The 16,493-nt window shown below is 72.4% G+C and carries 16 protein-coding genes; 3 read left to right on the top strand and 13 right to left on the bottom strand.

What is annotated here, in order from left to right; translation table 11 throughout:
- Window positions 1-130: 130 nt before the first annotated feature.
- Window positions 131-2,611 carry a helix-turn-helix domain-containing protein gene (locus ACFYYN_RS30305; protein ID WP_500548278.1) on the top strand — a complete coding sequence of 827 codons (2,481 nt, stop codon included), beginning with the start codon at window positions 131-133 and terminating at the stop codon, window positions 2,609-2,611.
- A gap of 121 nt (window positions 2,612-2,732) precedes the next feature.
- On the opposite strand, the gene ACFYYN_RS30300 is transcribed toward ACFYYN_RS30305, so the two are convergent.
- Window positions 2,733-3,512 (bottom strand): oxidoreductase, encoded by a 780-nt coding sequence (locus ACFYYN_RS30300; protein ID WP_500548277.1) that lies wholly within the window; start codon window positions 3,510-3,512, stop codon window positions 2,733-2,735.
- Window positions 3,513-3,589: 77 nt separating this feature from the next.
- On the opposite strand from ACFYYN_RS30300, the gene ACFYYN_RS30295 reads away from it, so the two are divergent.
- Complete coding sequence (locus ACFYYN_RS30295) at window positions 3,590-4,174, top strand: TetR/AcrR family transcriptional regulator (RefSeq protein WP_500548276.1); 585 nt, start codon at window positions 3,590-3,592, stop codon at window positions 4,172-4,174.
- A 252-nt stretch (window positions 4,175-4,426) separates the two neighbouring features.
- Here the strand turns inward: ACFYYN_RS30295 and ACFYYN_RS30290 are convergent, their stop codons facing one another.
- From ACFYYN_RS30290 to ACFYYN_RS30235, 12 genes are all read right to left on the bottom strand, one after another.
- Window positions 4,427-4,864, bottom strand: coding sequence for an ATP-binding protein (locus ACFYYN_RS30290; protein WP_500548275.1), 438 nt, complete (start codon window positions 4,862-4,864; stop codon window positions 4,427-4,429).
- A gap of 67 nt (window positions 4,865-4,931) precedes the next feature.
- Window positions 4,932-5,957: a baeRF2 domain-containing protein gene (locus tag ACFYYN_RS30285; protein WP_500548274.1), complete on the bottom strand. Its 1,026-nt coding sequence runs from the start codon at window positions 5,955-5,957 to the stop codon at window positions 4,932-4,934.
- A 190-nt stretch (window positions 5,958-6,147) separates the two neighbouring features.
- Window positions 6,148-6,684, bottom strand: coding sequence for an NUDIX hydrolase family protein (locus ACFYYN_RS30280; protein WP_499509019.1), 537 nt, complete (start codon window positions 6,682-6,684; stop codon window positions 6,148-6,150).
- Window positions 6,685-6,810: 126 nt separating this feature from the next.
- Window positions 6,811-7,266 (bottom strand): DUF6069 family protein, encoded by a 456-nt coding sequence (locus ACFYYN_RS30275; RefSeq protein WP_500548273.1) that lies wholly within the window; start codon window positions 7,264-7,266, stop codon window positions 6,811-6,813.
- Between the two features lie 298 nt (window positions 7,267-7,564).
- On the bottom strand, window positions 7,565-8,563 hold the full coding sequence (locus tag ACFYYN_RS30270) for an RNA polymerase subunit sigma-70 (RefSeq protein ID WP_500548272.1): 999 nt from the start codon (window positions 8,561-8,563) through the stop codon (window positions 7,565-7,567).
- A gap of 184 nt (window positions 8,564-8,747) precedes the next feature.
- Window positions 8,748-10,094 carry an MFS transporter gene (locus ACFYYN_RS30265; RefSeq protein WP_500548271.1) on the bottom strand — a complete coding sequence of 449 codons (1,347 nt, stop codon included), beginning with the start codon at window positions 10,092-10,094 and terminating at the stop codon, window positions 8,748-8,750.
- A gap of 69 nt (window positions 10,095-10,163) precedes the next feature.
- A complete protein-coding gene (locus ACFYYN_RS30260; RefSeq protein ID WP_500548318.1) occupies window positions 10,164-11,402 on the bottom strand; it encodes a cation:proton antiporter in 1,239 nt (412 codons plus the stop codon).
- Window positions 11,403-11,404: 2 nt separating this feature from the next.
- Complete coding sequence (locus tag ACFYYN_RS30255) at window positions 11,405-11,875, bottom strand: cation:proton antiporter regulatory subunit (RefSeq protein WP_500357551.1); 471 nt, start codon at window positions 11,873-11,875, stop codon at window positions 11,405-11,407.
- A 146-nt stretch (window positions 11,876-12,021) separates the two neighbouring features.
- Entirely contained in the window at window positions 12,022-12,393 is a 372-nt protein-coding gene (locus ACFYYN_RS30250) for a ClpX C4-type zinc finger protein (protein ID WP_500548270.1), read from the bottom strand.
- A gap of 170 nt (window positions 12,394-12,563) precedes the next feature.
- Entirely contained in the window at window positions 12,564-13,262 is a 699-nt protein-coding gene (locus ACFYYN_RS30245) for an SDR family oxidoreductase (protein WP_500548269.1), read from the bottom strand.
- 204 nt (window positions 13,263-13,466) lie between these two features.
- The gene (locus ACFYYN_RS30240; protein ID WP_500548268.1) at window positions 13,467-14,219 is read right to left on the bottom strand and encodes an SDR family NAD(P)-dependent oxidoreductase; all 753 of its coding nucleotides are present in this window, start codon (window positions 14,217-14,219) and stop codon (window positions 13,467-13,469) included.
- A gap of 166 nt (window positions 14,220-14,385) precedes the next feature.
- Window positions 14,386-14,826 carry a MarR family winged helix-turn-helix transcriptional regulator gene (locus tag ACFYYN_RS30235; RefSeq protein ID WP_499509010.1) on the bottom strand — a complete coding sequence of 147 codons (441 nt, stop codon included), beginning with the start codon at window positions 14,824-14,826 and terminating at the stop codon, window positions 14,386-14,388.
- Between the two features lie 165 nt (window positions 14,827-14,991).
- Here ACFYYN_RS30235 and ACFYYN_RS30230 point away from each other — a divergent pair, with 165 nt between their 5' ends.
- On the top strand, window positions 14,992-16,446 hold the full coding sequence (locus ACFYYN_RS30230; RefSeq protein WP_500327518.1) for an MFS transporter: 1,455 nt from the start codon (window positions 14,992-14,994) through the stop codon (window positions 16,444-16,446).
- The last annotated feature ends 47 nt before the right edge of the window (window positions 16,447-16,493 follow it).

Genomic DNA, 16,493 nt, shown 5'->3' with positions numbered 1-16,493 from the left:
TCCATGACAGCCCTTCGGACTTGCCATGACGACGGCGGTGGGACACCGTGGGACAGCCGGAACGGCCTTGTACAGCGGCGATGCGGCCCGGAGGCGTTCTTCGGGGGCGGGACAGGAAGGCGGGGGACGGGTGGTTGCGCAGCAACGGACGGCGGAGGCCGACCCACCGGAGGAGCTGGCCGCCCGGCTCCGCATGCTCCAGGAGCTGTCCGGACGGGGCGTACGGGCCCTGGCGCGGGACACGGGCCTGAGCTCGTCGTCACTGTCGCGCTACCTCACCGGCCGGACCGTGCCGCCCTGGCCCGCCGTCGTGGCGCTCTGCCGCCTCGTCGCACGCGACCCGCGCCCGCTGCGGCCCCTGTGGGAACGGGCTTCCAACCCGCTGCCCGCGCCCCCGAGGACCAGCCGCCAGGTCCACCCCCCGACGCCGCTCGCGTCGGCCCCGCGGCCGCCCCGCAACGATCTGCCGCGTGACGCCCCCGACTTCACCGGACGCAGGGACGAACTCGCCGCCGTGCTCGCCGCGGTCGGCAGCAGCAGGGTGGTCGCCGTCGACGGCATGGCGGGTGTCGGCAAGACCTGCCTGGCGGTGCATGCCGCACACCGCCTGGCCGCCGACTACCCCGACGCCCAGCTGTACTTGGACCTGCACGGGTTCACCGAGGGCCGGCGGCCGCTCGACCCCGACCCCGCGCTGCGGGCGCTCCTCGCGGCGCTCGACGTGCCCTCCGAGAGGATCCCGCAGGAAGGCGTCGAGCAACTGGCCGCCTGCTGGCGCTCGGAACTGGCGCACCGGCGGGCCGTCGTGGTCCTGGACAACGCCGCGGACGCCGGCCAGGTCCGCCCGCTGCTGCCCGGTGCTGGCCCCTCCGTCGCCCTGGTCACCAGCCGCAACCGGCTGCTGGGCCTGGAGGAGGTGCCACCGGTCTCGCTGGACGTGCTGACCCCGCAGGAGAGCACCGAACTGCTCGCCCGCGCCAGCGGCGAGCCCGGCGGGTCCGACGGGCGGCTGGCCCGCGAACCCCAAGCGGCGGCCGAGGTGCTGCGGCTGTGCGGCAACCTGCCGCTGGCCCTGCGGCTGGCCGCGGCGCGGCTGAGGCACCGGCCGGGCTGGACCGTGGGCATCCTCGTCGAGCGGATGGCGGAGGGCCCGACCGAGTTCGACACCGCGTTCGCCATGTCGGTGAACCAGCTGGACCGTGCCCAGCGTCGCCTGTTCCGCCTGCTGAGCCTGCTGCCTGGCTCGAACTTCGACGAGTACGTCGCGGCCGCCCTCGCGGACGTGCCGCTGCGCGACACCCGGGTGATGCTCGAGGACCTGCTCGACGCGCACCTGGTCCAGCAGCCCGCCCCCGGCCGCTACCGGCTGCACGACCTGGTGCACCGGCACGCACTGCGGGCCACCACCGAGCAGGACCCGGCGGCCGAGCGGGAGCGGGCACGGGGCCGGGTGCTCGACTACTACGTGCACGCGGCGGCCGCCGCCGACGCCACCATGCCCTTCCTCTCCCGCAGCCGGGAGGCCTGCGCGGGCTCGGCCCCCGCGGAGCTGCCGCGGTTCACCGACAAGTACACCGCCCTCGCCTGGTTCGGCGCCGAGTACACCAATCTGCTGGCCGCCTTCGAGGCCGCCCTCGCCGCCGGGGCCGACGCCCATGTGTGCGAACTGCCGCGCTTCATGAGGTCGTACTTCGCCCGGCGCTGCGGCACCACCCAGCTCAACTCCCTCTTCGAGGGCTCGCTGGCCGCCGCCCGGCGCCTGGGCGACCCGCGGCAACTCGGCGAGGCACACAGCGATCTGGGCTTCGCACGCCACAACGCGGGCAGGATGGCGGAGGCCGGTGCCGCGTACGAGGCGGCCACCGCCCTGGTGGCGGAGGCGGGGGACGTCCGGGCCGAGGCCGAACTGGCGATGCGGCGCGGCTACCTGAGGTGGGACCAGGGGTACGTCGAGGAGCCGCTGGAGTTGTTCCGCCTGGCGGGGAAGCTGTACGCGGACGCCGACTGCCCGATGGGCACGGCCCACGCCACCGCCTACGAGGCCTGGGCCATGCTGCAGCTGGGGCACCGCGAGGAAGCGGCGCGACTGGCCCGTCAGGCGCTGGAGATCCCGCACGCCGACCCCGCGTGGCCGCCGGCGCTCACCGCGCTCATCACCCTCGGGGTGGCCATCGCGCGCGAGGAACCCGGACGCGCCTGCGGCCATCTGCACCACGCCCTCGCGCTGGCCCGTGAGGACGGGCACCGGCACAACGAGGCCTGGTGCCTGAACTGCCTGGGTGTCGCCCTGCGACGGATGGGCCGTTACGAGGAGGCGCTGGCCAGCCATCGCGAGGCCTTCGCGCTGCTCGACGAGCTCTTCGAGGAGCAGTGGAAGATCCACTTCCTCAACGGCTACGCCGAGACCTGCCGGTTGGCCGGTCTGCCGGAGGATGCCCTGCGGCTGCACCGGCAGGCGCTCGACCTCGCCCCCCGGGTGGGGTACCGGTACGAGGAGGCGCTGGCCCACGAGGGGATCGCCGCGGTGCTCGACGCCACGGATCCGTCCGCCGCCGCCCAGCACCGCGCGGCCGGACAGGCGATCCTGCGCGAGCTGGTCCCGGGCGTCTGACGCGCGACGTCACGCCGGGTGCGTTGTCGGTCAGCTGCTCGACCTGACGCCCGGCGGCGTGGGACAGCTCTCGCGCCGCCGGGGTCGTTGTGGACCGTACAAGAGGCTGACGGACCGGGAGCTAGATGAGGGGGAGTTCACCGCCGTCGACTGTCAGGCTTACTCCGGTGACCCACTGAGCCCGGTCCGATGCGAGGTAGGCGACGGCCTCGGCGATGTCGCGCGGGTCTCCGGGACGCCCCAGAGGGATGCCCGCTGTGGTGGCGGCAAGCGGGACGTCCATCGCGTCGGCGAAGTTCTGGCGGATCGCGTCGGCGCCCGGGGTGAGCACGTTGCCGGGGATGATCGTGGTGACGCGGATTCCGGCAGGCGCGAGCTCGGAAGCGAGCGCTTTGCCGTAGGTGTTGAGGGCGGCCTTGGCGGCAGCGTAGTGAGCCAATGGCGGCGCCGGCGTGAGGGCCGCTCCCGATGAGATGTTGACGATCACGCCGCCCGACCCGGCCTCGCGCAGCGCCGGCAGCAGCGCGTTGTTGACCCTCACGGCGGACAGGTAGTTGAGGTCGAGTGCGTCGATCCATTCCTCATCGGGAATGGATGAGACGCCCCCGATGTGGGCGCGTGCCGCCGCCGCGTTGTTGACCACGATGTCGACGCCGCCGAGTTCGTCGAGCGCTGCCGCAGTGAATGCCTGCACGCCCGCGAGCGTGCCGATGTCGCCCTGAATGAAGGTGGCGGCCTTCGGCGTCTCGTCGGAGGCGTTACGCGCCGTGGTGACGACGGTCGCGCCGCCGTCGAGCAGCCGCTGCACGATGGCCGCGCCGATCCCGCGAGTGCCTCCCGTGACGATCGCGCGCTTTCCTGCGAACTCGGTGGGGTCGGGTGAAGTGCTAGTTCTGAACATGCGGTCCAATATACAGGTTCTGGACCGAACGTCCAGAAGATCTGGACCGATGGTTCAGAACGGCGTACCATGGAGGCATGGGGCGACCACGCAAATTCAGCGAGCAAGACGTCCTGGCCGCTGTGCATCGGCAGTTCAACGAAACCGGCTACCACGGAACCTCGGTCGACGACCTCTCCCGCGCGACAGGGCTGAGCAAGGGAAGCCTCTACGGCGCGTTCGGCGACAAGGAGGCCCTGTTCCAGCGCATATTCGAGGAGTACTGCGCAAACTCCGACGAGGGTGCCGCTGCCCTGCTCGAGGGCCCGGAGGACCAGGCCCTCGACCGCCTCCGCAAATGGCTCACGGCGCCGGACGACCACACCGGTCAGCCCGGCTGTCTGCTGGCCAAGGCCACGGCCGAACTGGCGTCGGAGAACGACGCCATCGCGACCAGGTCACTCGCGGCGTTCGAAGTGCTGCTCGACAGCTGCCGCCGGCTTGTCGAGCAGGCGCAGCGCGCCGGGCACCTGGATCCGGCCGCCGACGCCGAGGCGCTCGGCGGACTGATCGTCGCCACGCATCGCGGGCTCGAAGCGCTCGCCAAGGCAGGGGTCGACGTGAAGACCAGGAACCGAATCGCCGACGCCGCGATCGACAGCATCGCACTGCCGGTTTCCTGACCCGGGAGCCGGCAGTTCCCGTCTGCGGCGCGGCGGACCTTGGTGCCCAGTCCTCTGCGGGAGCGGCCGGTGGGATGGTCGTGGGGCTCGCCGGCCGGGGCCCTTTTCTACGGGCCCCGGCCGTGTGCTGATGCGCGCGCACGATGGCGCGGTCCGCCGAGACCGCCCAATTCAGGCCCTCATCGGCGTCGGCCCGGGTCATCAGCTCGGTGAAGACCCGCTCTCGCCCCCGCGCCGTACGACGCCGCTGCGTCAGGCGGCGGGAGCGAGTTCGGCCCAGTGGACGGCGCGGCCGGTCTCCCAGCGGTCGCCGTGCGCCGAGGCCACCTGGTCCACGATCGTGAGGCCCCGGCCGTGTTCGCAGTCGCCGCAGCTGGCGGCCCATTCCCCGACGGAGGCGGCCGGTCCGCCGTCGGTGACCTCCACGCGGACCTGCCCGGTGCTGCGGTCGCGGTCCAGGTGGAGCACGATGGGCGGCCGGGCGTATTCGAAGGCGTTGGTGACGAGCTCCGAGACGACCAGCAGGATCTCGTCGGCAGTGGCTGCCGGCACCTGCCAGCGGTGCAGGGCTTCCTTGGTGAGTTTGCGGGCTTCTGCGGGGGCTTCGGGCCGGTAGGTGAGCGCCCAGCTTTCTGTTTGGGCCGGCAGGGACTGCCGGCCCGGCCGCTGCCCTGCGTCGACGGTATCCATCCCATCCCTCTCGTTGTACCTGCAGGTACAACACGGGTGGGTCACCGACGATTCCGCAGGCCGGGGGCTACGCGCCGGGGTCGCGTCGGCGCAGCAGGACACCGACCCCGTCGTCCAGGGCGAGGGTGCCGCGGGGCACGACCACCAGCTCGGCACCGGTGCACGCCGCGGCACGCAGCAGGGCCGCTCCGGCGGGTTCGCCGGGCCCTGCCGGCAGGTGCCCGGGGAGCGGCGGGGGATCGTTGACCAGGAGGGCCTCGGCGTCCGCGCGCCCCAGCGCCGCGAAGACGGCTCCGGTGCCCTCGCAGGCGGTGCGGTCCTGGGCGCGCTGCATCAGATACGCCTCGAGGCGGGCCTGGTCGGCGGCGTTGAGGCGGCCGCCGAGCTCGCGGGCGAGGTGCTCCTCCAGCAGGGCCCGGTCGGGAGCGCCGCCGGGGTTGCCGGTGCCGACCGTGACGAGGGCGTTCCCCAGGCGTTCCGGCATGTGGCCGACCAGGACACCGGCGGTCCGGGGATCACCGGGATCCCGGCCCAGCACGAGCACCTCGGCGGCGCCGCGGTCGGCGAGGTCGGTCAGGTCCCCGGCGAGACGGGGGGCGGTGCGCTGCCAGTCCTCCGCCGGGACGGTCTGCCGGACCGCCGGATCCGTGTCGATACGGCCGGCCGGCCAGCGCTCGGTCTGGGCGGCGACCTGGATGCCGCCGCCGTCCTCGGTGCGGCCGACGAACACCGCCAGGTAGGGGAGGTCCGGGGCGCGCTGCACCACCAGGGGCAGGGCGTCGGGCAGGTCGTCGAGGTCGGCGGTGTCGTGCACGGGCGGTTCGGGCAGCTCCGCGGCGAGCACGAGTTCCCCACGGGTGGCGAACAGGGCCTGGCCGTGCCGACCGGGCAGGTCGTCGTCCATGCCCACAGCGGCGTGCAGGGCGTGGACGGTGGCCGGGTCGGCGCCGTGGGCGGTGAGGTCGTCACGCAGGTGCCGCCAGCGGCATGCGATGACGCGGTCGGGATCCGCGACGTCCCGGGAGGTGTCCAGGTAGGCGCTCGCCCACGGGCCCGGCCGGTCGAACAGCGGTTGCAGGAACGACAGCTTCATCAGGGTGCCTCCCGTACGGGGCTCCTGTGGCCGGGCGACGGCCGGGGCCCGCGCGGATCGGTGTGTGCCGGCAACCGGTGCCGGCCCCCCTTGAGCGTGCCCGTACCCGCTGGAGCGTGCCCGTACCCGCGCGGTGGTCCCTCGTGCGTGTGGCGGCGCTGGCAGTGGACCGCCCGGGCCGCCACCGAGCTCAGGTGAGGCAGCCGACGTGGGCGAGGGCCTGCCGGAGCAGGACGCCCTGCCCGCCCTGCATCTCCTGCTGCAACTGCGGCGAGGACGCCTCCTGCGGGGTGAACCACACCAGGTCGAGGGCGTCCTGCCGGGGATGGCAGTCGCCCGCCACCGGGACGACGTAGGCCAGGGACACCGCGTGCTGCCGGGGGTCGTGGAAGGGCGTCACACCCTGTGTCGGGAAGTACTCGGCGATGGTGAAGGGCTGCGGCGAGACCGGGATGCGGGGCAGGGCCATGGGCCCGAGGTCCTTCTCCAGGTGGCGGATGAGCGCCTCGCGGACACGCTCGTGGTGGAGCACCCGCCCGGAGACGAGGGCGCGGCTGACGTTCCCGTCCGGTCCGATGCGCAGGAGCAGACCGATGTGTGTCACCTCCCCGCTGTCGTCGACCCGCACGGGCACGGCGTCGACGTACAGGATCGGCATGCGTGCGCGGGTCAGCTCCAGGTCGTCCGGAGACAGCCAGCCGGGCGTGGTTTCGGTCATGTCGGCCATCGAGTGATCGTACGCGGAGAGCAGGCCACGTGGGGGTGATCGCCGGGGTGCGCCGCGAACCTGTTCGACCCACCTTGGTGCGCTCGCGCACGTCCTGGCGCAGCGCGCCGCTCCGTTGCGGAATCGTCAATCGGTCCGGGTACGGAGGCTCCGCGCCAGGGTGGGGATCATCACCGTCGCAGGGACGAGGTGCAGCCCGATGAGGGCGGTGGTGGTGGCGGTGTCCGCCCCGGACAGGAGGGGAGGGACCAGCGAGATCGCGGTCAGCGACACCGCCGTCCACACGAATCGCCTGGCGGGGTGAGCGCTCCAGCGAAGCAGAGCGACGGCAATGACGACGCCCACGACCGAGAAGAGGCCGGTCACCACGGCGAACCCGGGCAACGGGATCGTCTCGCCACCATCGGGGACCTCGAAGCCGACGCCGGCGGCCTGGGCGAGCGCAGCGGCGAGGGTGGTGGCCACCATCGCTGCGAGCGTGGCGATGAAGCCGGTGCCGGCGAGCCTGCGGAGCCGGTGGGTGTGGCTGGTCCGGCCCGATGCCGGGCCTGCGACGACCCCGGTGCCCTTCATGGTGTTCATGTCGTTCCTCCGTCATCCGGAAACGGGCCTACGGGGTGTGGTGACCGGCATGTGACGGTCCTGGCCTTGGGGGTGACGCTGCGCACCCTCGCCGTGCGACGGCCGGGGTCGCGCAGGGCGCGGACGCCGGTGCCGCGAAGCCGGAACCCGGCGTCGCGTCCGAGGACCGGCCCGGGCTCGCCGTCGCGCAGCTCCAGCCGCACCCGCCCGCGGGTGACGACGCCGAAGGCGTCGCACCATTGCGCGGCGACCACCGTGACACGAGCGCCACCGCGCAGCGCGAGCGTCCGCACCGGGGCTACTCCGTGCCGTCCGCCGGCAGGCGCTCCGGAAGCCCGAGCCGCGGGAACCGGTCGGCGTGGAAGACGACGATCTCGGTGATCACCCCGTCGGTGACGCGCAGGACGTCGAGCGTCAACGGCAGGTAGGCGCCCTCGCGCTCGTTCCAGAGGTAGAAGGCGACGGCGGGTTGCCGGTTCACCGACGTGGGGACGCCGCGCAGACCCTGCATGTCTTCGAAGCCGTCCGCGACCCAGCCGGTCACCACCGCGTCGCGGCCCAGGGACAGGCCCGGCGTCGGCGGCATCGAGCAGCGGACGTCGTCACGCAGCATGCCGGCGAGCCGGTCGACGTCCGTGGCCACGCTGGCGTCGGTGAAGCGACGCACCAGCTCGCGCGTCCCGGAGTCCTCAGCGCCGCCGCTCCAGTCCTGCCGCTCGGCGGGCAGGTGCTCCCGCATGCCGGCGCGGGCCCGTTGCAGCGCGCTGTTGACGGAGTTGACGGAGTCGCCGAGGAGTTCCGCGACGTCCTTCGCCGGCCAGCCGAGCACGTCGCGCAGGATGAGTACGGCGCGCGGGCGCGGCGCGAGGTGCTGGACGGCGACGAGGTACGCCAGCTCGATCGTCTCCCGCGCGACGGCGACGCTCTCCGGCTCGTCGGCGTCAGCCGCGGGCAACTCGTCGAGCAGCCGGTCCGGGTAGGGCTGCAACCACAGCACCTCGCCGCCGGTCGCGGGCTCCGGGCGGCGCTTGGCGAGCAGGTCCAGGCAGGCGTTGGTGGCGATCCGGTACAGCCAGGCGCGGAACGTCGACCGCCCCTCGAAGGTCTCCCGCCGCCGCCAGGCACGGAGGAACGTCTCCTGCACGGTGTCCTCGGCGTCCTCGAACGACCCGAGCATCCGGTAGCAGTGCACGTGCAGCTCCCGCCGGTGCTGCTCCGCCAGCCCCGAGAACGCCGGCCCGTCGACCTCGCCGAGACCGCTCCCGCCCAGCTCCTCCAACCGCGTGTCCGCACTCATCGCGTCATCCTTCGGTCTCGTCGTGTCCCGTCGTAGATGTGACGGGTGCGGGCGCGACAACTCATCACCAGGGTCGGGCGGCATGGCACGGACACGCAGGGAACTCCGCCGCTTCGCGACTGCGAACCAAGGGCCCGAAGGCCCCGCCTGACGAATGGTCAGCTCGTGGAGTCTGCCGGACCCGTTACCGGGAGGGGGCCTGCGCGGTCGCGGCCTCCGCGCCCTTGCGGGCGGCGCGACGCTCCGTCGCCCAGTAGCCGAGGCCGATCAGGGGCAGCGCGGCACCGAGGACGCTGACCGCCGTCCAGCCGTCCGCGTGGTAGGCCAGTGCCCCGAGTTGCGAACCGAGCGCGCCTCCCACGAAGAAGATCGCGATGAAGGCGCTGTTCAGCCGCGACCGCGCGGCGGCGTCGAGCTGGTAGATCGTGTGCTGCCCGAGGATGAGCGAGGTCTGCACGGCCATGTCGATGAGGACCGCGGCGAAGGCGATCAGGATGATGCTGTGCTGCCCGAAGCCCGCGACGGCGAAGGCCACGGCCGCGAGGCCGAGGGCGGTCCCCGTGACCGGGCGGACGAGGCCGCGGTCCGCCCAGCGGCCCGCCAGCGGTGCCACCGCGGCACCCGCCGCGCCCACGAGCGCGAAGACCGCGACACCGATCGGCGAGTAGTGGAACGGGCCGGTGAGGAGGAAGGAGACGGGGGTCCAGAAGACGCTGAACGCGCCGAACATGGCCGCCTGGTACAGCCCCCGGCGTCGCAACGCAGAATGTGTCCGCACCAACTGCACCGTCGAACGCAGGACCCGCCCGTACGACAGGGAGGTCGTCGGGGCGTGCTGCGGCAGGGCGGCGCGCAGCGCCAGGGCCAGGAGCGCCATCAGGACCGCGGAGCCGAGGTAGACGTAGCGCCAGCCCGCGAGGTCGGAGACCAGGCTGCTGACGGTGCGGGACAGCAGGATCCCGGCGAGCAGTCCGCTCATCACCCGCCCGACGATGCGGCCGCGGGCGCGGTCGGGCGCGAGGCCCGCCGCGAACGGCACCAGGATCTGCGCGACGACGGAGGTGGCACCGCTGACCAGGGACGCGACGAGCAGCATCGGGAAGCTCGTGGCGAAACCCGCCACCACCAAGGAGACCGTGGTGACGGTCAGCAGCGCAGTGACCAGCCGGCGCTTCTCCAGCCGGTCGCCGAGCGGGACCAGGAAGACCATGCCGACCACGTAGCCGACCTGCGTCACCGTGATCAAAGTGCCGGCCGCTGCCGGACCGAGATGGAAGATCGTGCTCAGCGACGCCAGGAGCGGCTGGGCGTAGTAGAGGTTGGCGACGGTCAACCCGGAGGCGACGGCCAGCAGCCCGACCAGCCATCCCGGTACGCCGTGGGCGGGCGCCGGACGACGCACGGACCTGGTCGTGCGGGGAGCGGACACGAGGACCTTCTCGTGTCGGGAACCGGTGGTGCGGTTCGGGCGGGTGAAGTGGCGACCGAGCAACTCCTCGCGCCGCTCGGACACATGCTGCAGCGCCCGCACCGGAGGATTGCTTCCCCGGTGAGGAAGATGCATCACGATATCCGTCATCTCCGACGGAGATGACCGCCGTCACCGCCGGGCGGGGGAGTCCTCGGGGTGCGTCACCTCGAACGCCTCGACGGCCCCCGGCAGCGGCTGCGCGAAGGCGTCATGCCGCAGCCGCCGGCCGAGCGCGGTGACCGCGGGTTCGGTGTAGCGGGCCGCCAGGGGCCCGACGACGACCAGGATCAGGACGTAAGCGGTGGCCAGGGGGCCGATACGGGGCTGCGTGGCGACGGCGAGGCCCGCGATGACGATGGAGAACTCCCCGCGTGCGACGAGCGCGCCACCCGCCCGCAGCCTGCCCCGCGCGTGGATGCCCGCCCTCCGGGCGGCGTACCAACCGGTGACGATCTTGGTTCCCGTGGTGACCAGCGCCAGGGCCAGCGCCGGGAGCAGCACGGGCGGGATCGCCGCCGGATCGGTGGACAGCCCGAAGAACACGAAGAAGACGGCGGCGAACAGATCGCGCAACGGCGTCAGCAGACGTCCCGCTCCCGCCGCGACCTCACCGGACAGGGCGATGCCCACCAGGAACGCCCCGACGGCCGCCGACACCTGCAGTTTCTGGGTGATGCCCGCCACTACCAGCGCCAGGCCGAGCACGACCAGCAGGAGCATCTCGGGGTTGTCGGAGGAGACCGCCTTGCTGAGCAGCCGGCCGTGGCGCAGCGCCAGGTACAGCACCGTGCCCACGGTGCCGAGGGCGATCGCCAGCGTCACGCCTCCGGCAGCCAGGCCCAGGCCCGCCAGCAGGGTGGTCAGCAGCGGCAGGTAGACCGCCATGGCCAGGTCCTCGATGACGAGGACGCCGAGCACCACGGGCGTCTCGCGGTTGCCGAGCCGGCCGAGGTCGGTGAGCACCTTCGCGATGACACCGGACGAGGAGATCCAGGTGACCCCGGCCAGCGCGACGGCGGCCACCGGCCCCCATCCCAGCAACAGCGCCGCCACCGCGCCGGGTACCGCGTTGAGGACGAAGTCCACGACCCCCGACGGGTACTGCGCGCGCAGATTGGTGACCAGTTCCGACGCGCTGTACTCCAGGCCGAGCAGCAGGAGCAGCAGGACCACGCCGATCTCGGCGCCCACGGAGATGAAGTCCTCGCTCGCCGACAGCGGCACGATGCCGCCATGCCCGAAGGCCAGTCCGGCCAGCAGGTAGAGCGGCACGGGCGACAGCCCCATCCGGCCGGCGAAGCGCCCGATGAGGCCCAGCCCGAGGATGACGGCGCCGAGCTCGATGAGCAGCGCGGTGGTGTCGTGCATCGTCACCGCCCCGCCACGATCGCGGCCAGTGCGTCCACGCCCTCACGCGTGCCGACCACCACGAGCGTGTCTCCGATCGCCAGCCGGAAGTCCGGCCCGGGGGAGGGGTGCGCGGTGGTCCGGCGCATCACGGCCACGACGGAGGCCCCGGTCAGCGTCCGGGCGCGGGTGTCACCCAGCGGGCGCCCCGCGTACGGCGACCGGGAGTCCACCGGGATCTGTTCGGTGACCAGCCCGATGCCCTCCGTCCGCACCGCCTCCAGCGGTGTCGGGTCCAGCAACCGTGCCAGCCCGGCGGCCTCGTCGGCTTCCAGTGGGACCGACATCCCGCACGCGTCGGGATCGTCGGCCTCGTAGAAGCCGAGGAACCTCCGGCCGTCCTGGTGGACCACCACCGACAGGTTCCGCCCGGTGCGCGTGGTCACGTCGTACTGCGTGCCGATGCCCGGAAGGGTCGTCCGCCGTATGCCCACTCCTGCCTCCCAGGCGACCTGCACCCCACCCCTGCGGACGGCGTGCTCTTGACCAGCGACTTTTACATCCTTATTACGTTCATCCGGAGCGTTCTATTCCGAACGCGCCGGTCGTCGCGTGGTCGGGCAGGAGGGGGCGGCGCCGGTCACTCCTCGCCGGAGAACCGTTCCCACGCGGACTGCCGGGTGATCCCGAGGGCTTCGCCGATCCGGGTCCAGGTGACGCCGCGGCGCCGCAGTTCCTGCACCCATGAGCGCAGATCGGCCTCGGCCTGGTCGATGTGCGCGGCGACGCGCGGGATGTGGCCCAGCATCTCCGCGTCGGTCAGCGATGCCCAGAGCGGCAGGGGAGCTCCCGGCGGGGTGCCCAGGCTTCCGTCGATGATCGACGCGGACAGCGCCACGCATTCGTTGCAGATCTGCACGCCGGCGCCCGCGACCAGCTTGTCGACCTCGCGGTCCGGCTTGCCGCAGAAGGAGCACCGGGTGAATGCGTCCTGGATGCCAGAGGGGGGCACGGCTCACTCCTTGGTTGTCAGGGATTCCCTGACAAGTTAGGGCGTCAGGGGATCCCTGACAAGCCGTTCGCGTGCGTCATCTCGTCGCCGGAACCGGCCAGGTGAGGAGGTGTCAGCTCGGCCGACACCGGCCCCGGTCCTGCCGCGCGGCGGGACCGGGGCCGGCCGGATCAGGCTGCGGGCCCCACCGTCGGGGGCTGGGACAGGGCGGCCTTGACGCTTCGCGTCTGCTCGTCGGCGAGGACCTCGAACCGGTCGTGGGTCAGGGCCTCCATGGTCAGTTCCGCAACGCTGGCGGCGCTGATCTTCGGCGCGTCCGTCCATGCGCTCAGGTCGGTGTCCACGAATCCGCAGTGCACACCGACGACCAGGGTGCCCTGGTCGTGCAGGCCCTTGCGCAGGGCGTCCGTCAGAGACCACTGCGCGGCCTTGGACGCGGCGTAGCCGGGGAACTGCGGCTGCCCGACCCAGGAGGCCAGTGACAGCATGTTCACCAGCGCCCCGCCGCCGTTGCGGGCCAGTACCGGGGCGAAGGCCCGGGACACCGCCCAGGTGCCGAAGTAGTTGACCTCCATCGCCTGCCGCGCGCCGTCGAGGCCGCCCGACAGCAGCCCGGTGGTCGCGCCTCCGATACCGGCGTTGTTGACCAGGATGGAGACGTCGCCCGCCGCCTCGGCGGCCGCGGCTGTCTGCGCCTCGTCCGTCACGTCCAGCCGCAGCGGGACGAGGTCCGGATCGGTCACGCTCTTTGGGTCGCGGACGCCGGCGTAGACCTTGGCCGCGCCCTGCTCCAGGAGCGCCCGGGCGAACGCGCGCCCGATTCCTCGGTTGGCTCCCGTCACGAGGGCGACGGATCCCTTGATGTCCATACGGCTTTCCTTTGCGACACGCCCTCTCGGCAGGGCACCGGACACGGCTCGAGCACGCGGCCCTTCAGGGGCCGCGGTCCCAGGCTAGCATCTGGATTTAATAATGAAAGTCAGAGCCGTCAGGTCGTGACGACGCGGCCCCACCCGCGAAACCGCAGGTGGGGCCGGAGAAGGGGCCGGAGGGGGTGGGCCTGGTTGTCCGCCTCAGAGGGCGAGGGCGCCACCGTCGATCGGGAGCGTGGCGCCGTGGATGTGCGCGGCGTCCTCGCCGGCGAGGAAGACCACCGCGGCGGCGACCTCCTTGGCGGTGCCCGGCCGCTTGGCGGGGTAGTTCTGGGCGAGCTTCTCCAGCAGGGTGCGGTAGACCTCGTTGGCCTCGGTGACGGTCGGGCCGGGAGCGACGGTGTTGACCCGCACCCCCTTGGAGGCCAGCTCGACCGCCCAGGACTTCGTCAGTGAGTGCAGACCGGCCTTGGTGGCCCCGTAGAGCGCCGCGAAGTCCATGCCGACGACACCGTTGATCGACCCCACGTTGATCACCGCTCCGGAGCCGCGCTCCACCATGGCGGGCACCAGCGCGGCCGCGAGCAGGAACGGGACCTTGACGTTGACCGCCAGCGCCTCGTCGATCTGCTCCTCGGTCGCCTCCGTCATCGACTGCGGCGGGACCAGGTAGGCAGCGTTGTTCACCAGGATGTCGATCGGCCCGCCCGCGACCGCCGACGCCTCCTGCGCCAGCCGCCGGACCTCCGCACCGCCCACCGCCAGATCGGCCTGGACGAAGTGCGCCCGGCCCCCCTGTGCCGTGATCCCCTCGACGACCCCGGCACCGCGCTCCGCGCTGCGCCCGGTGACCACGACGGTGGCACCCTCACGTGCCAGGGCCTCCGCGACCGCACGCCCGATGCCGCTCGTCGAACCGGTGACGAGCGCGGCGCGGCCCAGTAGACGTCCCATTGCACAACCTCCAAGGAATGACGGGTACTTCCGCGCGTGACGGCGCGGGCGAGCCGGACCGGTCGCAGAAGTGATTGCTACGTCAAGTAAATCGAGGAGTGCTTGCCCCGTCAAATATCCTGCCGGTGAGGTGGGTTGGCGGCCCGCGGGCCGGGCGCCCGGCGGTTCAGGGACGGGGCCAGGGCCGTCCGGCGAGGCGTTCGATGTCGGTGTTGAAGCGCCTGAGGTAGGAGGCGAAGGCGGCGATGTCCTGGTCCGGCCAGTCGGCCATGACCTTGTCCAGGCCGCCGATGATGGCGTCGCGCTCCTCGTCCAGCATGCGGGCGCCCTGGGGCGTGATGCGGAACTTGCGCGCCATGCCGCCCTCCGGGTCGGGGATGCGTTCCACGAGCCCGGCGCGCATGGCCGCGGCGGTCTGCCGGTTGAGGGTCGAGGCGTCGAGCGCGAAGGCCTCGCTCAGCTCGCCGATCGACATGGGCCCCTGGACCCGGATACGGCTGAGGAGGATGTACGCGCTGCGGTCCAGGGCGCCGGACCTGTGGCGCAGCAGTTCGTGGCGGCTGAGGAGCATCTGCTCGTACTCGACCTCGTGGGTGGACCTGCCCATACCTCTTCCGCCTCCTGCCGTCCGCCGGGCCGCCGGTGTGCTTGTGCGGCGCCCGCTGTCATCCTCGCACAGCGCGTGCACCAGCCACATCATGTGCGCGATGCACTTCCTATGTACCATGCACATCGATCCCGAACGCAGGACCGTCAGGCGAGGAGTGCCGTCATGAACGCCCCACAACCCACAGCCCGTGCAGGGGGCGTGGTCGCCACGCTGGCCCTCGCCGGCATCACCGCCGCGATCATGCAGACGCTCGTCACCCCGCTGCTGACGGAGCTGCCGCAGATCCTGCACACCTCGTCCTCGAACGCCGCCTGGGTGATCACCGCCACCCTTCTGGTGGCGGCCGTGTGCGTGCCCGTCTTCGGGCGCCTCGGCGACCTGGTGGGCAAGCGGCGCATGCTGGTGGTCTGCTCGGTGCCGCTCGTGGCGGGCTCGGTGGTGTGCGCCCTGTCGTCCTCCGTCACGCCGATGATCGTCGGACGGGGTCTGCAGGGCATGGGCATGGGCATGGTGCCGCTCGGCATCGCCCTGCTCCGTGACGTGGTCCCCGCGGAGAAGCTCAGTTCCTCCATCGCCCTGGTCAGCGCCTCCATGGGCATCGGCGGCGGTCTGGGCCTGCCGATCGCCGCCGCGATCGCCCAGTACGCCGACTGGCGCGTGCTCTTCTGGGGCTCCGCGGGCCTGGCCGCCGTCGTCGCGGTGCTGATCTGGTTCTTCATCCCCGAGGTTCCCGCCGGCGCCAAGGGCCAGCGCTTCGACGTGCCCGGCGCGCTCGGACTGGGCGTCGGACTGGTCTGCCTGCTGCTCGCCGTCTCCAAGGGAGCCGACTGGGGCTGGGGTTCGGCGACCACGCTCGGCCTGTTCGGTGCCGCCGTCGTCGTGCTGGCCGGCTGGGGCTGGTGGGAACTGCGCACCCGCGACCCGCTGGTCGACCTGCGGACCACGGCCCGGCCCCGGGTGCTGATCACCAACCTGGCCTCGGTCTTCGTGGGCTTCGGCATGTACGCCGGGATGCTGGTCGTCCCGCAGTTGCTGCAGTTCCCCAAGGCGACCGGCTACGGCCTCGGCCAGTCCATGCTCGCGGCGGGCCTGTGGCTCCTGCCGGGCGGCATCATGATGATGATCGTCTCTCCCCTGGGCGGCAAGCTGACCAATGCCCGCGGCCCCAAGTTCACCCTGATGTGCGGCGCCCTGGTCCTCGCCGCCGGGTACGGCCTGTCGCTGGTGCTGACGGGCTCCGCCTGGGGTCTGATGCTGGCGGTCATGGTCGTCAACAGCGGCGTGGGACTCGCGTACGGATCGATGCCCGCCCTGATCATGGGTTCGGTCCCGCTGTCGGAGACCGCCGCCGCCAACGGCTTCAACGCCCTGATGCGTTCGCTCGGCACCTCGGTGGGCGCCGCCGTGATCGGTGTCGTCCTCTCCCAGATGACCACGACCGTGGGCGGCTACACCTTCACCTCCGAGAACGGCTTCCGTACCGGCCTGGTGATCGGCTGCGGCATCGCGCTGGTCGCCGCGCTCGTCGCCATGGCCATCCCGGCCGCCCGCGCCGCGTCGGGCGACGCCGAGGCCGCGCCGGCCCCGGTGGCCAAGCAGGCGGCCCTGGAGAACTGATCCGCCTCACGAACCCCACGGTTCCCCTGGGCGATCGGTCGACGAGA

The organism is Streptomyces sp. NPDC001902 (assembly GCF_042891295.1).
In the GTDB taxonomy this organism is placed as follows: domain Bacteria; phylum Actinomycetota; class Actinomycetes; order Streptomycetales; family Streptomycetaceae; genus Actinacidiphila.
This window is presented reverse-complemented; position numbering and strand designations above follow the sequence as displayed.

Coding starts and splice junctions, on each gene's coding strand:
- ACFYYN_RS30290 (WP_500548275.1), bottom strand. CDS start 4,864: ATGGATACCGTCGACGCAGGGCAGCGGCCGGGCCGGCAGTCCCTGCCG.
- ACFYYN_RS30270 (WP_500548272.1), bottom strand. CDS start 8,563: ATGAGTGCGGACACGCGGTTGGAGGAGCTGGGCGGGAGCGGTCTCGGC.
- ACFYYN_RS30300 (WP_500548277.1), bottom strand. CDS start 3,512: ATGTTCAGAACTAGCACTTCACCCGACCCCACCGAGTTCGCAGGAAAG.
- ACFYYN_RS30230 (WP_500327518.1), top strand. CDS start 14,992: ATGAACGCCCCACAACCCACAGCCCGTGCAGGGGGCGTGGTCGCCACG.
- ACFYYN_RS30275 (WP_500548273.1), bottom strand. CDS start 7,266: ATGAACACCATGAAGGGCACCGGGGTCGTCGCAGGCCCGGCATCGGGC.
- ACFYYN_RS30245 (WP_500548269.1), bottom strand. CDS start 13,262: ATGGACATCAAGGGATCCGTCGCCCTCGTGACGGGAGCCAACCGAGGA.
- ACFYYN_RS30240 (WP_500548268.1), bottom strand. CDS start 14,219: ATGGGACGTCTACTGGGCCGCGCCGCGCTCGTCACCGGTTCGACGAGC.
- ACFYYN_RS30295 (WP_500548276.1), top strand. CDS start 3,590: ATGGGGCGACCACGCAAATTCAGCGAGCAAGACGTCCTGGCCGCTGTG.
- ACFYYN_RS30235 (WP_499509010.1), bottom strand. CDS start 14,826: ATGGGCAGGTCCACCCACGAGGTCGAGTACGAGCAGATGCTCCTCAGC.
- ACFYYN_RS30280 (WP_499509019.1), bottom strand. CDS start 6,684: ATGGCCGACATGACCGAAACCACGCCCGGCTGGCTGTCTCCGGACGAC.
- ACFYYN_RS30285 (WP_500548274.1), bottom strand. CDS start 5,957: ATGAAGCTGTCGTTCCTGCAACCGCTGTTCGACCGGCCGGGCCCGTGG.
- ACFYYN_RS30260 (WP_500548318.1), bottom strand. CDS start 11,402: ATGCACGACACCACCGCGCTGCTCATCGAGCTCGGCGCCGTCATCCTC.